Source organism: Nocardioides pyridinolyticus, assembly GCF_054653575.1.
This window is the reverse complement of sequence record NZ_BAAIFY010000005.1, coordinates 40,633-55,138: the sequence shown is the minus strand read 5'-3', so window position 1 is coordinate 55,138 and position 14,506 is coordinate 40,633. Positions and strand designations below refer to the sequence as shown.

The 14,506-nt window shown below is 71.7% G+C and carries 13 protein-coding genes; 12 read left to right on the top strand and 1 reads right to left on the bottom strand.

The features are described 5' to 3' along the window. The first annotated feature begins 1 nt into the window (after position 1). The 5 genes from ACYQ0U_RS06145 to ACYQ0U_RS06125 are packed head-to-tail and all read left to right on the top strand — an operon-like array spanning position 2 to position 3,411. Positions 2 to 1,786: an ABC transporter ATP-binding protein gene (locus tag ACYQ0U_RS06145; RefSeq protein ID WP_459970568.1), complete on the top strand. Its 1,785-nt coding sequence runs from the start codon at positions 2 to 4 to the stop codon at positions 1,784 to 1,786. 4 nt (positions 1,787 to 1,790) lie between these two features. After that, positions 1,791 to 2,138 carry a phosphoribosyl-AMP cyclohydrolase gene (gene hisI, locus ACYQ0U_RS06140; protein ID WP_459970566.1) on the top strand — a complete coding sequence of 116 codons (348 nt, stop codon included), beginning with the start codon at positions 1,791 to 1,793 and terminating at the stop codon, positions 2,136 to 2,138. Beyond that, a complete protein-coding gene (locus ACYQ0U_RS06135) occupies positions 2,131 to 2,712 on the top strand; it encodes a Trp biosynthesis-associated membrane protein (RefSeq protein WP_459970564.1) in 582 nt (193 codons plus the stop codon). The genes hisI and ACYQ0U_RS06135 overlap by 8 nt, the downstream gene beginning before the upstream one ends. 53 nt (positions 2,713 to 2,765) lie before the next feature. Next, positions 2,766 to 2,966, top strand: a complete 201-nt coding sequence (locus ACYQ0U_RS06130) for an HGxxPAAW family protein (protein WP_459970562.1) — start codon at positions 2,766 to 2,768, stop codon at positions 2,964 to 2,966. 4 nt (positions 2,967 to 2,970) lie between these two features. Further along, entirely contained in the window at positions 2,971 to 3,411 is a 441-nt protein-coding gene (locus tag ACYQ0U_RS06125; protein ID WP_459970560.1) for a DUF2752 domain-containing protein, read from the top strand. 86 nt (positions 3,412 to 3,497) lie between these two features. On the opposite strand, the gene ACYQ0U_RS06120 is transcribed toward ACYQ0U_RS06125, so the two are convergent. Then, entirely contained in the window at positions 3,498 to 3,848 is a 351-nt protein-coding gene (locus tag ACYQ0U_RS06120) for a DUF4190 domain-containing protein (protein WP_459970558.1), read from the bottom strand. A 96-nt stretch (positions 3,849 to 3,944) separates the two neighbouring features. Between ACYQ0U_RS06120 and trpC the strand changes: the two genes are divergently transcribed. From trpC to ACYQ0U_RS06085, 7 genes are all read left to right on the top strand, one after another. Then, positions 3,945 to 4,727: an indole-3-glycerol phosphate synthase TrpC gene (trpC, locus tag ACYQ0U_RS06115; protein WP_459970556.1), complete on the top strand. Its 783-nt coding sequence runs from the start codon at positions 3,945 to 3,947 to the stop codon at positions 4,725 to 4,727. Beyond that, positions 4,724 to 5,962: a tryptophan synthase subunit beta gene (gene trpB / locus ACYQ0U_RS06110; protein WP_459970553.1), complete on the top strand. Its 1,239-nt coding sequence runs from the start codon at positions 4,724 to 4,726 to the stop codon at positions 5,960 to 5,962. Before trpC ends, trpB begins: the two co-directional genes overlap by 4 nt. Continuing rightward, on the top strand, positions 5,959 to 6,756 hold the full coding sequence (trpA, locus tag ACYQ0U_RS06105) for a tryptophan synthase subunit alpha (protein ID WP_459970551.1): 798 nt from the start codon (positions 5,959 to 5,961) through the stop codon (positions 6,754 to 6,756). Before trpB ends, trpA begins: the two co-directional genes overlap by 4 nt. Further along, positions 6,749 to 7,348, top strand: a complete 600-nt coding sequence (locus tag ACYQ0U_RS06100) for an SCO family protein (protein WP_459970549.1) — start codon at positions 6,749 to 6,751, stop codon at positions 7,346 to 7,348. The genes trpA and ACYQ0U_RS06100 overlap by 8 nt, the downstream gene beginning before the upstream one ends. 9 nt (positions 7,349 to 7,357) lie before the next feature. After that, a complete protein-coding gene (gene lgt, locus ACYQ0U_RS06095) occupies positions 7,358 to 8,278 on the top strand; it encodes a prolipoprotein diacylglyceryl transferase (protein ID WP_459970546.1) in 921 nt (306 codons plus the stop codon). 138 nt (positions 8,279 to 8,416) lie between these two features. After that, a complete protein-coding gene (gltB, locus tag ACYQ0U_RS06090) occupies positions 8,417 to 12,988 on the top strand; it encodes a glutamate synthase large subunit (protein ID WP_459970544.1) in 4,572 nt (1,523 codons plus the stop codon). Beyond that, complete coding sequence (locus ACYQ0U_RS06085) at positions 12,981 to 14,459, top strand: glutamate synthase subunit beta (RefSeq protein ID WP_459970541.1); 1,479 nt, start codon at positions 12,981 to 12,983, stop codon at positions 14,457 to 14,459. The genes gltB and ACYQ0U_RS06085 overlap by 8 nt, the downstream gene beginning before the upstream one ends. The last annotated feature ends 47 nt before the right edge of the window (positions 14,460 to 14,506 follow it).

The following is a 14,506-nucleotide window of genomic DNA, read 5'->3' as shown; positions in this document are numbered from 1 at the left end:
GATGAGCACCGTCATGGACAGCGGCGAGGACATCGGCGCGATCGAGACCCTCCGGCGCGGCGTGCACTTCTCACCCGAGCTCAAGGAAGGCCTCGGTCTCACGCTCCTGCTCGCGCTGATCGCGTCCGTCGGCCAGGTGGTCGTGCCGGTCGCGGTCCAGCGCACGATCGACCACGGACTCAACGGGCCGCAGGGTCCGGACGTCTCGTACGCCGTCTGGATGGGTCTGGCCGCGGCGGCCGCGATCGTGGTCGCGGGCTGGGCGTCGTACCTCATGACCGCCCGGCTGTTCACCGCCTCCGAGCGCGGCCTGGCGACGCTGCGGATCAAGGCGTTCCGCCACGTCCACGACCTGCCGCTGCTCACCCAGAACACCGAGCGCCGCGGCGCCCTGGTCTCCCGGGTCACCAGCGACGTCGACCAGATCAGCCTGTTCCTGGTCTTCGGCGGCCTGCTGTTCATCGTCAGCGTCGGGCAGGTGCTGGTCGCCACCGTCGTGATGCTCGTCTACAGCTGGCAGCTCGCGATCGTCGTCTGGGTCTGCTTCCTGCCGCTGTTCCTGTCGCTGCGCTACTTCCAGCGCAAGCTGTCGGACGCCTACGGAACGGTCCGCCAGCAGGTCGGGGTGATGCTCTCGGCGATCTCCGAGCCCGTCGTCGGCGCGGCGGTCGTCCGGTCGTACGCCGTCGAGGACCGCACCCAGGAGCGCATCGACCACGCGATCGACTCCTACAAGGCGGCCAGCACCCGCGCCCAGGGCTTCACCGCCGTCTCGTTCTCGCTCGGCGGCGTCTCGGCCGGCCTCGCGAACGCCGGCGTGATCGTCGCGGGCGTGTGGCTCGGCTTCGCCGACGAGATCACCGCGGGCGAGGTGCTCGCGTTCGCGTTCCTCGTCTCGCTGTTCGTCGGCCCGGTGCAGATGGGCACCCAGATCCTCACCGACGCCCAGAACGCCGTCGCCAGCTGGCGCCGCGTCATCGGCATCCTCGACACCCCGGCCGACCTGGTCGACCCCGGTCCGGACGGGCAGGCGCTGCCCCGCGGGCCGGTGGACGTGCGCTTCGAGGACGTCACCTTCGCCTATCCGGGCGGGCCGCCGGTGCTCCGCGACATCCGCCTCGACCTGGCCGCCGGCACGCGCGTGGCCGTCGTCGGCGAGACCGGCTCCGGCAAGTCGACGATCGCCAAGCTGCTCACCCGGCTGATGGACCCCAGCGAGGGCGCGGTGCTGCTCGACGGCATCGACGTCCGCCGGATCCCCGCCGCCTCGATGCGGCGCAGCGTCGTGCTCGTGCCGCAGGAGGGCTTCCTCTTCGACGACACCATCGCCGCCAACGTCCGCTACGGCCGCCTCGACGCGACCGACGAGGAGATCCTCGCCGCGGCCGAGGACCTCGGCCTCGGCGACTGGCTGGCCGGGCTCCCGGCCGGCATCGCGACCCGGGTCGGCCAGCGCGGCGAGTCGATGTCCGCGGGAGAGCGGCAGCTGGTCGCGCTCTGGCGGGCCCAGCTCGCCGACCCCGACCTGCTCGTCCTCGACGAGGCCACCAGCGCCGTCGACCCCGCGCTGGAGATGAGGATCGGCTGGGCCCTCGAGCGGCTGATGCGCGGCCGGACCTCGGTCACCATCGCCCACCGGCTGACCACCGCCGAGAACGCCGACGAGGTGGTCGTCGTCGACAAGGGCCGGATCGTGCAGCGCGGGCCCCACGCCGCGCTCGTCCGGGAGGACGGCTCGGTCTACGCCGGCCTGCACGCCAGCTGGGTCGCCCAGCAGGGACAATGAGCGCATGACCACCCTCGACCCCGCGATCGCGGACCGGCTCACACGCACCGCCGAGGGCCTCGTGCCCGCCATCGTGCAGCAGCACGACACCGGTGAGGTGCTCATGCTGGCGTGGATGGACGACGAGGCGCTGGCCCGGACCATCGAGACGGGCCGCGCGACGTACTGGAGCCGCAGCCGCCGGCAGTACTGGGTCAAGGGCGACACCTCGGGCCACGTGCAGTCGGTCAAGGAGGTCCGGCTCGACTGCGATGGCGACACCCTCCTGCTCAAGGTCGACCAGGTCGGCGCCGCGTGCCACACCGGCGACCGGACCTGCTTCGACGCGGACCTGGTCCACACGCATGGCTGACCGGCCGGCTGACCGGCGCCGGACCTTCGGCCCGGTCGTCCTCCTCGGCCTGCTGGGCGGCGGCCTCCTGGCGATCGCGGGCAACAACCCGGCCGCCGAGTCCGACGCGACCAGCGGGTTCGTCACCTACGACGGCCACATGCCGTTGGCGACCGCCCTCGGCCTGGTCGTGCTCGCCTGCTGGGGCGTGGTGCTGGTGACGCGCGGGCGGGTACGCCGCGCGGTGGCCGCGCTCGGCGTCGTGGCCTCGGGCGGGGCGCTGGCCGCGACGCTCGTCGGGTGGTCCCAGGTGCCCGACCAGCTCCGCGACGAGCTGGGCAGTGTCGGCCTGACGGACGCGGCCGTGACGCACACCGCGTGGTGGTGGCTGGCGCTGCTCGGCGCGGTGCTCTCGCTGGCGACGACCGTGCTCGCCGTGCTGCTCACGCCGTCGTGGCCGGAGATGGGGAGCCGCTACGACGCCCCGGTCGCGGCCGCCGCCGAGCCCGAGCAGGCACCCGAGGAGCAGTCCAGCCTGGATCTGTGGAAGGCCATGGACGAGGGTCGTGACCCGACGGCCCGCGATGCTGAATAGACTGTCCGGCGTACCGCCCCGCAGCACCGACCGGCAACACCGAGGAGCCCCGCATGTCTGACAGCCACGGCAACACTCCCGCAGCCTGGACGGCCGTCACGGTCGCCATGCTCGGCTTCGTGGTGGGCGCCGTCGGTCTGCTCCTCGACCCGATCAGCATGACGATCTTCTGGGTGGGCGTGGCTCTCGGCGTCGCCTCGCTCGTGATCTTCGCCGTGATGGTCAAGCTCGGCTACCACGAGTCCGGCCACTGAGCCCATGGCCCAGGTGACTGCGACGGAGCCGTCGGCGGTCACCCCAGCACGCCGCCGGCGCGTGCTCGCCCCGACCCTGGTGATCGGCGGCCTCGCCGCCGCCTCGCTCGCGCTGCACCTGCGCGACCCGCACGAGAGCGGCACGTGGGGCTACTGCCCGTCGGCCGCGATGGGCTTCTGGTGCCCCGGCTGTGGTGGCCTGCGCGCGGTCAACGACCTGACGAACGGCGACGTCGCCGCGGCCGCGTCCAGCAACCTGCTGTTCATCGCGGTGCTGCCGGTGGTGGTGTTCCTGCTGGGCCGCTGGTTCGTCGACCGTTGGGTCGGCCGTGAGCGTGAGCCGAACGCGCGGCTGATCACGATCGCGACCGTCGCGTTCTGCGTGCTCGGCGTCGTCTTCGCCGTCGTCCGCAACCTGCCGGCCGGGTCCTGGCTGGCTCCCTAGCCGCCAGCAGACACCCTCAGCAGACACCCTCAGCAGACACGAAGGGCCGGCCCCGCAGGGCCGGCCCGACGTCTCGCGTGCAGCGGTCAGGAGCCGCTGTACTCGAAGTTGGTCTCGATGGCACCGGTGGCGATCAGGATGATCGAGACGATCACCATGATGATGCCGACGACGCCGGTGATGATGCCGGTCAGCGCCATGCCGTCGCCCTTGAGCGCGCCGTTGGACTTCTGGATGTCCTTGCGCGCCAGGATGCCGAGGACCAGCGCCACGATGCTGGAGACCACCAGGAATCCGCAGCAGATCGTCAGCAGGCCCACGAGGCCGGTGACGAGCGAGGCGATCGCCTTGCCGGACGTCTTCGGCTCGGCGCCGCTGGCCGGCGGGACCGGGGCACCGTACTGCGGGGGCGGGGGAGGCGGTTCGGAATAGCTCACGGGTTGAACCCTTCGTCGTGGCCGTCCGTCTGCCGGCCGTTGGGCCGGACAGTACCGGTCTGAGACGCCGGCCACGCGCGTGAAACACTAGGTGTCATGTCCGTGCTCGACGAGATCGTGGCCGGCGTGCGTGCCGACCTCGCCGAGCGGGAGTCCACGACGCCGCTGGCCGACCTCCGCGCCGCCCTCGCCGACGTCGACCCGCCGCGCGACCCGATGCCGCGCTTCCGCGCCCCCGGGTCGAGCGTGATCGCCGAGGTCAAGCGCCGCAGCCCGAGCAAGGGCGACCTGGCCGACATCCCGGACCCCGCCGAGCTCGCGCAGCGGTACGCCGCCGGCGGCGCCGCGGCGATCAGCGTGCTCACCGAGCAGCGCCGCTTCGGCGGCAGCCTCGCCGACCTGCGCGCGGTCCGGGCGGCGGTCGACACCCCGATCCTGCGCAAGGACTTCATCGTCACCAGCTACCAGCTCGTCGAGGCCCGCGCCGCCGGTGCCGACCTGGCGCTGCTGATCGTGGCCGCGCTCGACGACGACACGCTGCGCCGGCTCCACGACGAGGCACGCGAGCTCGGGCTGACCGTCCTCGTCGAGGTGCACGACGCGGCCGAGACCGAGCGGGCGGTGGCGCTCGGCGCGGAGCTGGTCGGCGTGAACGCCCGCAACCTGAAGACCCTCGAGATCCACGACGACACGTTCGGCCGGCTCGCGCCGCTGGTGCCCGACGATCGCGTGAAGATCGCCGAGAGCGGCATCTTCGGCCCCGCCGACGTGAAGCGGTTCGTGAGCGAGGGGGCGCGCGCCGTACTCGTCGGCGAGGCGCTGGTGAAGGACGGCGACCCCGAGGCGGCGGTCGCTGCGATGACAGGAGTGGAAGCATGAGTTTCGACGCCGACGAGCGGGGGTGGTTCGGCGGCTCCGAGAAGGGGTTCGGCGGGCGGTTCATGCCCGAGGCCCTGGTCGCCGCGCTGGACGAGCTCACGCAGGCGTGGCAGGAGGCGATGGCCGACCCCGAGTTCGTGGCGAGCTTCGAGGCGATCCTGCGCGAGTACGCCGGCATCCCCAGCCCGCTCTACCACGCCGAGCGGCTCAGCCGGTCGGTCGGCGCCCGCGTCCTGCTCAAGCGCGAGGATCTCAACCACACCGGCGCGCACAAGATCCGCAACGTGCTCGGCCAGGCGCTGCTCACCAAGCGCATGGGCAAGACCCGCGTGATCGCCGAGACCGGTGCCGGCCAGCACGGCGTCGCGAGCGCCACCGCGGCGGCGTACTTCGGCCTCGACTGCACGGTCTACATGGGCTCGGTCGACACCAAGCGCCAGGCGCTCAACGTCGCCCGGATGAACCTGCTCGGCGCCAAGGTGGTGGCGGTCGACTCCGGCAGCGCGACCCTCAAGGACGCGATCAACGAGGCGCTGCGCGACTGGGTCGCGAGCGTCGACCACACGGCGTACCTCTTCGGCACCGCAGCCGGACCGCATCCCTTCCCGACGATGGTCCGCGACTTCTGCCGCGGCATCGGCGACGAGGCGCGGGCCCAGTGTCTCGAGCAGTACGGCGTGCTGCCGGACGCGATCGCGGCCTGCGTCGGCGGCGGCTCCAACGCCATCGGGCTCTTCACCGCGTTCCTCGACGACGAGGGCGTCGACATCTTCGGCTTCGAGCCGGGCGGCGAGGGCTTCGAGACCGGACGCCACGCCGCGACCATCCACGCCGGCGACCGCGGCGTGCTGCACGGCGCGCGCACGTTCGTGCTCCAGGACGAGGACGGGCAGACCCTCGAGTCCCACTCGATCTCCGCGGGCCTGGACTACCCGGGGGTCGGCCCGCAGCACGCGCACCTCGCGGACGTCGGGCGGGCGACGTACCAGCCGGTGACCGACGCCGAGGCGATGGACGCGATGGCGCTGCTGGCGCGCACGGAGGGGATCATCCCGGCGATCGAGTCGGCGCACGCGCTCGCGGGGGCTCTCCGCATCGCGCGGGAGCGGCCGGGTCAGACGCTGCTGGTGAACCTGAGCGGCCGCGGCGACAAGGACATGGAGACCGCGATGACCTGGTTCGGCCTGGGCGACGCGGACGCCGAGACGGGAGACCCGGAGGTGAGCGGACAGTGAGTGTCAGCGTCGCGTTCGCGAAGGCGAAGGCCGACGGCCGCGCCGCCCTGGTGGGCTACCTGCCGTCCGGCTTCCCCGACGCCGCCGGCGGCGACGCCGCGCTGCTCGCGATGGTCGAGGCCGGCTGCGACGTGATCGAGGTCGGCCTGCCCTACAGCGACCCGGTCATGGACGGCCCGACCGTGCAGGCCGCCGCCCAGCAGGCGCTCGACAACGGCTTCCGCACCCGGGACGTGCTGCGCACGGTCGAGGCCGTCGCCGCGACCGGCACCCCCGCGCTCGTGATGACCTACTGGAACCCGGTGGAGCGGTACGGCGTCGAGCGGTTCGCCACCGACCTCGCCAACGCCGGGGGAGCGGGCCTCATCACGCCCGACATCACCCCCGACGCCGACCCGGCGTGGGGCCTGGCCGCCGACGCGCACGACCTGGACAAGGTCTACCTCGTCGCGCCGAGCTCGACCGACGAGCGCATCGCGATGACGGTCTCGCACTGCCGCGGGTTCGTGTACGCGACCGCGGTCATGGGCGTCACCGGCACCCGCACGACCACCTCCGAGCTGGCCGAGCCGCTGGTCGCGCGCACGAAGCAGGCCACCGACCTCCCCGTCGGCGTCGGGCTGGGCATCAGCAACGGCGACCAGGCCGCCGAGGTCGCGTCGTACGCCGACGGCGTGATCGTCGGCTCCGCGTTCGTGCGTGCGCTGCTGGACCACCCCGACGACCGGGCCGCCGGCCTGCGGGCCCTGACGGCGCTGACCGAGGACCTCGCGGAGGGCGTGCGGCGTGGGTAGGGCGGCTGCAGCACTGGTCGCCCTCCTCCTCGCGCTCACCGCCTGCGGCGGCGGTGCGGACGCAGGCGAAGGGGAGCTGCACGGCACGGTCCTCGACCCGCCGTTCGAGGTGCTCGCGACGCCGCTGACCGACACCGACGGCGACCCGTACTCGCTCACCGAGGACACCGACCGCGACCTCACGCTGGTGTTCTTCGGCTACATCAGCTGTCCCGACATCTGCCAGACGGTCCTGGCCAACCTCGCGTCGGCGCTGACCCGCCTCGACGACGCCGATCGCGAGCGGGTCGACGTCGTCTACGTGACGACCGACCCCGCGCGCGACACCGAGCAGGCGATCGCCGACTACCTCCCGCACTTCGACCCCGACTTCATCGGCCTCACCGGCGACCTCCGGACGATCATCGACGTCGCGGAGCCGCTCGGCGTCGGCATCACCAAGGGCGAGAAGATGCCCTCGGGCGGCTACGACATCACCCACGGCACCACGATCACCGGGATCGACGCCGACGACGAGGGCTTCGTCTACTGGGGCCAGGACACCTCGTCCTCGGACTTCGCCGAGGACATCCACACCCTGCTGAACGACTGAGGGCGCGCCATGCTGACCACCGTGCTGACCACCGTGCTGTCGATCCCGAGCCCGTCCGAGGGCGTGTGGTACCTCGGGCCGCTTCCGCTGCGCGGCTACGCCCTCGCGATCATCCTTGGCATCGTCGCCGCGATCTGGATCGGTGAGCGACGCTGGGTGGCCCGCGGCGGCCAGGCGGGCGAGATCCAGGACCTGGCGATCTGGGCGGTGCCCTTCGGGCTGGTCGGCGGCCGGCTCTACCACGTGCTCACCGACAGCCAGCTCTACTTCGGTGACGGCGGCAACCCGGTCGAGGCGCTCTACGTGTGGCGCGGCGGGCTGGGGGTCTGGGGCGCGATCGCGCTCGGCGCGCTCGGCCTGGTCATCGGCGCGAGGCGCAAGGGGATCAGGCTGCTCCCCGTGCTCGACGCCTGCGCCCCCGGCGTCCTCGTCGCCCAGGCGTTCGGCCGCTGGGGCAACTGGTTCAACCAGGAGCTGTTCGGCAAGCCCACGGACCTGCCCTGGGCGCTCGAGGTCAGCGACGGCACCGCGGCGAACGCCGGCTTCCCGCCCGGCACGACCTTCCACCCGACGTTCCTCTACGAGAGCCTGTGGTGCCTGGCCGGCTTCGCGCTGCTCGTGTGGGCCGACCGTCGCTTCCGCCTCGGCCACGGCCGCGTGGTGGCGCTCTACATCATGGTCTACACGGTCGGCCGCGCCTGGATCGAGTACCTCCGCATCGACGACGTCGAGCTCGACGACGTCCTCGGCCTGCGCTTCAACGTCTGGACGTCCCTCGTCCTGTTCCTCGCGGGGCTGGTGTGGTTCCTGTGGAGCGCCCGCCGCCATCCCGGCCGCGAGGAGCGCGTGTACACCGGCCACCCCGGGGGCACCGTCCACGACGACGTCGAGGACGTCCACGACCGGGACGACGGTGCGTCGCCGGTCTGACCGGGTGGTAGCCTGAACCCTCCGCTAGGGCCAATGTCGTCCCCCGCACCACCGTTTCATCGCATTGCCGATCCGCCAGTGCAGGCCCGACAGAGTCGTGGGGCCCTGCGCGGCGCAGAGACGACGGGAGAATGCCCGGTGCCGTACTCGCACGCATTCCCGCCGCCACAGGGGCTGTACGACCCTCGCCACGAGCACGACGCGTGCGGCGTGGCCTTCGTCGCCACCCTGAACGGCGTCGCCAGCCACGACATCGTGAAGCAGGGCATCCAGGCCCTGCGGAACCTCGACCACCGCGGGGCCGCGGGCGCCGAGCAGAACACCGGCGACGGCGCCGGCATCCTGCTGCAGGTCCCCGACCGGTTCTTCCGCGAGGAGGCGGTGAAGTCGGGCTTCGAGCTCCCGCCGCAGCACGCCTACGCCGTGGGCACGGCCTTCCTTCCCGGCGACGAGGAGCAGGTCGCGAAGACCCGCGCCCGGATCGAGGAGATCGCGGCCGAGGAGAACCTCATGGTGCTCGGCTGGCGCGAGGTGCCGACCGACGACTCCGAGCTCGGGAGCATGGCGCTCGGCGTGAAGCCGGCCTTCGCCCAGCTGTTCGTCGCGGGCTCCGGCTCGCGGGTGACCGGCATGGCCCTGGAGCGCCTGGCGTTCTGCCTGCGCAAGCGCGCGGAGCACGAGACCGACGTCTACTTCCCGTCGCTGTCCTCGCGCACCATCGCCTACAAGGGCATGCTCACGACCGACCAGCTCGACAAGTTCTTCCCGGACCTGCTCGACGAGCGGGTGACCTCGGCGCTGGCCGTCGTGCACTCCCGCTTCTCGACCAACACCTTCCCGAGCTGGCCGCTGGCCCACCCCTTCCGGTTCATCGCCCACAACGGCGAGATCAACACGGTCATGGGCAACCGCAACTGGATGCGGGCCCGCGAGGCACTGCTCGCCTCCGACGTGATCCCGGGCGACCTGGAGCGGCTCTACCCGATCTGCACCCCGGGCGCGTCCGACTCCGCGTCGTTCGACGAGGTGCTCGAGCTGCTGCACATGGGCGGCCGGTCGCTGCCGCACAGCGTGCTGATGATGATCCCCGAGGCGTGGGAGAACCACAGCGAGATGGACGCCCAGCGGCGTGCCTTCTACGAGTTCCACTCCACGATGATGGAGCCCTGGGACGGCCCGGCCTGTGTGGTCTTCACCGACGGCTCGCAGATCGGCGCGGTCCTCGACCGCAACGGCCTGCGCCCCTCGCGCTACTGGGTCACCGACGACGGCCTCGTCGTCCTGGCCTCCGAGGTCGGCGTCCTGGACATCGACCCCGCGAAGGTGGTCCGCAAGGGCCGCCTCCAGCCGGGCCGGATGTTCCTCGTCGACACCGACGAGCACCGGATCATCGAGGACGAGGAGATCAAGGCCCAGCTCGCCGCGGAGCACCCGTACGACGAGTGGCTGCACGCCGGCCTGATCCACCTCGACGACGTGCCGGAGCGCGAGCACATCGTCCACACGCACGCCTCGGTCACCCGGCGCCAGCAGGTGTTCGGCTACACCGAGGAGGAGCTGCGCGTCCTGCTCACCCCGATGGCGAACACCGGGGCCGAGCCGATCGGCTCGATGGGCACCGACACCCCCATCGCGGCGCTGAGCGAGAAGCCGCGGCTGCTGTTCGACTACTTCAGCCAGTTGTTCGCGCAGGTCACCAACCCGCCGCTGGACGCCATCCGCGAGGAGCTCGTCACCTCCCTGGCCGGCACCATCGGCCCGGAGGCCAACCTGCTCGAGCCGGCGCCGGCGTCCTGTCGCATGGTCGTGCTGCCGTTCCCGGTCATCTCCAACGACGACCTGGCCAAGATCCGCCACATCAACCGTGACGGCGACATGCCGGGGTTCATCACGCACGTCGCCCGGGGTCTCTACCCGGTCGACGGCGGGGGAGCGGCGATGGCGGAGCGGATCGAGGAGATCTGCGTGGAGGTGTCCGCGGCGATCGCCGACGGTGCCCGCGTCATCGTGCTGTCCGACCGGCACTCCACCGCCGAGCTCGCGCCGATCCCGTCGCTGCTGCTCACCGGTGCCGTGCACCACCACCTGGTCCGTGAGAAGACCCGCACCCAGGTCGGCCTGCTGGTCGAGGCCGGCGACGTCCGCGAGGTCCACCACGTCGCGACGCTCGTCGGGTACGGCGCCGCGGCGGTCAACCCCTACCTCGCCATGGAGTCCGTGGAGGACCTCGCTCGCGAGGGCTTCTACGTCAAGGTCGACGGCGAGAAGGCCGTCACCAACCTCGTGAAGGCGCTCGGCAAGGGCGTCTTGAAGGTGATGTCGAAGATGGGCGTCTCGACGGTCGCGTCCTACACCGGCGCCCAGATCTTCGAGGCGGTCGGCCTCTCGCAGGCCGTCGTCGACAAGTACTTCACCGGCACCACCTCCAAGCTCGGCGGCATCGAGCTGGACGCCATCGCGGAGGAGGTCGCGCGCCGGCACGCCACGGCGTACCCGCGCGGCGGCATCTCCCCGGCGCACCGGGAGCTGGAGGTCGGCGGCGAGTACCAGTGGCGCCGCAGCGTCGCGGGGGAGGCCGAGCCGCACCTGTTCGACCCCGAGACCGTCTTCCGCCTCCAGCACGCCACGCGCAGCGGCCGCTACGACGTCTTCAAGCAGTACACCTCGCGAGTCGACGAGCAGTCGCAGCGGCTGATGACGCTGCGCGGCCTGTTCCGCCTCAAGGACGCCGAGGAGGCCGGCCGCCAGCCGATCTCCATCGACGAGGTCGAGCCCGTCTCGGAGATCGTCAAGCGGTTCTCGACCGGCGCGATGTCCTACGGCTCGATCTCGATGGAGGCGCACGAGACCCTCGCGATCGCCATGAACCGGCTGGGCGGCAAGTCCAACACCGGCGAGGGCGGCGAGGACCCGGAGCGGCTCTACGACCCCGAGCGGCGCAGCGCGATCAAGCAGGTCGCGTCGGGCCGGTTCGGCGTCACCGCGGAGTACCTCACGAACTCCGACGACATCCAGATCAAGATGGCGCAGGGCGCGAAGCCCGGCGAGGGCGGCCAGCTGCCCGGCAACAAGGTCTACCCGTGGGTGGCCAAGACTCGGCACTCGACGCCGGGCGTGGGCCTGATCAGCCCGCCGCCGCACCACGACATCTACTCGATCGAGGATCTCGCGCAGCTGATCCACGACCTGAAGAACGCCAACCCGCAGGCCCGCATCCACGTGAAGCTGGTCTCCGAGGTCGGCGTCGGCACGGTCGCGGCGGGTGTCTCCAAGGCGCACGCCGACGTGGTGCTCATCTCCGGCCACGACGGCGGCACCGGCGCGGCGCCGCTGACCTCGCTCAAGCACGCGGGCGGACCCTGGGAGCTCGGCCTGGCCGAGACCCAGCAGACGCTGCTGCTCAACGGCCTGCGCGACCGGATCGTCGTGCAGACCGACGGCCAGCTCAAGACCGGTCGCGACGTCGTCGTCGCCGCGCTGCTCGGCGCGGAGGAGTACGGCTTCGCGTCGGCGCCGCTGGTGGTCTCCGGCTGCATCATGATGCGGGTCTGCCACCTCGACACCTGCCCCGTGGGCGTCGCCACGCAGAACCCGGTGCTCCGCGAGCGCTACTCCGGCAAGGCCGAGTACGTCGTCAACTTCTTCGAGTACGTCGCCCAGGAGGTCCGCGAGCTGCTCGCGGAGCTCGGCTTCCGCTCCCTGGAGGAGGCGATCGGCCAGGTCGGCAGCCTCGACGCCACGCAGGCGGTCGACCACTGGAAGGCCGCCGGCCTCGACCTGACGCCGATCCTGCACCAGCCGGACCGCGACTCCTTCCCGGAGCAGGACCTGTACTGCACCAAGTCGCAGGAGCACGGCTTGTCGAAGGCGTTGGACGTGACGGACTTGGTGCCGCTGGCGAAGGACGCGATCGAGAACGGCGAGTCGGTCCGCGCCCAGCTCCAGATCCGCAACGTCAACCGCACGGTCGGCACGATCCTCGGCCACGAGGTCACCAAGAAGCACGGCGGCGCGGGGCTTCCCGACGGCACCATCGACCTGACCTTCACCGGGTCGGCGGGCCAGTCCTTCGGCGCGTTCGTGCCGAAGGGCATGACGATGCGGCTCGAGGGCGACGCGAACGACTACCTCGGCAAGGGCCTCTCCGGTGGCCGGATCGTCGTGCGCCCCGACCGGGCCGCGACGTTCGAGGCGAGCGAGCAGATCATCGCCGGCAACGTCATCGGCTACGGCGCGACCTCGGGCGAGATCTTCATCCGCGGGGGCGTCGGCGAGCGGTTCTGCGTCCGCAACTCCGGCGTGAGGGCCGTGACCGAGGGCGTGGGCGACCACGGCTGCGAGTACATGACCGGCGGCCGGGTGGCCGTCCTGGGCAAGACCGGCCGCAACTTCGCGGCGGGCATGTCGGGCGGTGTCGCCTGGGTGCTCGACCTGATGGAGCAGCGGGTCAACAAGGAGCTGGTCGAGCTCGGCCCCGTCACCGGTGACGCGGCCGCCGAGCTCGAGCAGATGGTGCGCGCGCACCTCGAGGAGACCGGTTCGACGGTCGCCGAGGCGCTGCTCGCCGACTGGGAGACCTCACTGACGCGGTTCACCCAGGTCATGCCCACCGACTACCGCAAGTCGCTCGAGGCGAAGGCCAAGGCGGAAGCCGACGGCCTCGACGAGACCGCGACTGCCCACGCCATGATGGAGGCGCTCCATGGCTGACCCGCGCGGATTCCTCAAGGAGGGTCGCGAGGTCGCGACCCGTCGTCCTGTCGAGGAGCGAGTGAACGACTGGAACGAGGTCTACCCGGGCAGTGCCGGCCGGGCCCTCCTCCCGATCATCACCCAGCAGGCGGGACGCTGCATGGACTGCGGCATCCCGTTCTGCCACCAGGGCTGCCCGCTCGGGAACATCATCCCGGAGTGGAACGACCTGGTCTGGCGTGACGACTGGGAGGGCGCGATCGAGCGCCTCCACGCGACCAACAACTTCCCGGAGTTCACCGGTCGCCTCTGCCCGGCCCCCTGCGAAGCTGCCTGCGTGCTGGGCATCAACCAGGACCCGGTGACGATCAAGAACGTCGAGGTCTCGATCATCGACAAGGCATGGGAGTCCGGCCTGGTCCGGCCCCAGCCGCCGGAGTGGCTCTCGGGCCGCACGGTCGCCGTCGTCGGGTCCGGCCCCGCGGGCCTGGCCGCCGCCCAGCAGCTCACCCGCGCCGGCCACACGGTCGCGGTCTACGAGCGCGCCGACAAGATCGGCGGCCTGCTGCGCTACGGCATCCCCGAGTTCAAGATGGAGAAGCAGCACCTCGACAAGCGCCTCGAGCAGATGCGCCGCGAGGGCACGGTCTTCCGGGCCGGCGTCGACGTGGGCGGCGAGCTCACCGGTGACCAGCTCAAGGACCGGTACGACGCCGTGGTGCTCGCGATGGGCGCCACCGCGGCGCGCGACCTGCCGGCGACCGGGCGCGAGCTCGGCGGCATCCACCAGGCGATGGAGTTCCTGCCGCAGGCGAACCGGGTCGCGCTCGGCGAGGCTCCGACTCAGGATGGCTCGGCCCAGATCACGGCCACCGGCAAGAACGTCGTGATCATCGGCGGCGGCGACACCGGCGCGGACTGCCTCGGCACGTCCACCCGTCAGGGTGCCGCGTCGATCACGCAGCTCGAGATCATGCCGGAGCCGCCGGAGTCGCGTCCCGCGGGCCAGCCGTGGCCGACGTACCCGATGATCTTCCGGGTCTCCTCGGCGCACGAGGAGGCCGGCGAGCGGGTCTACGGCGTCTCCACGAAGGAGTTCCTGGCCGACGAGCACGGCAACGTCCGTGCGCTGCGGCTGGTCGACGTGGTCTTCGAGTCGGGGAAGTTCACCGAGGTCGAGGGCACCGAGCGGGAGATCCCGGCGGAGCTGGTGCTGCTCGCGATGGGCTTCACCGGTCCCGAGAAGGACGGCCTCGTCGAGCAGCTCGGCGTGGACCTCGACGAGCGCGGCAACGTCGCGCGGGACGGGTCCTACATGTCCTCGGTCGACGGGGTCTTCGTGGCCGGTGACGCCGGCCGGGGCCAGTCGCTGATCGTGTGGGCGATCGCCGAGGGCCGGGCCGCCGCCGCCGCGGTGGACCGCTACCTCACCGGGTCGACGACGCTCCCGGCGCCGATCCCGCCCACGGAGCGACCGCTCGTCGTGTGAACATCAGGTGGCCGAGCCGGTGGTGCGGGCTTGGAACGATCAAAGTC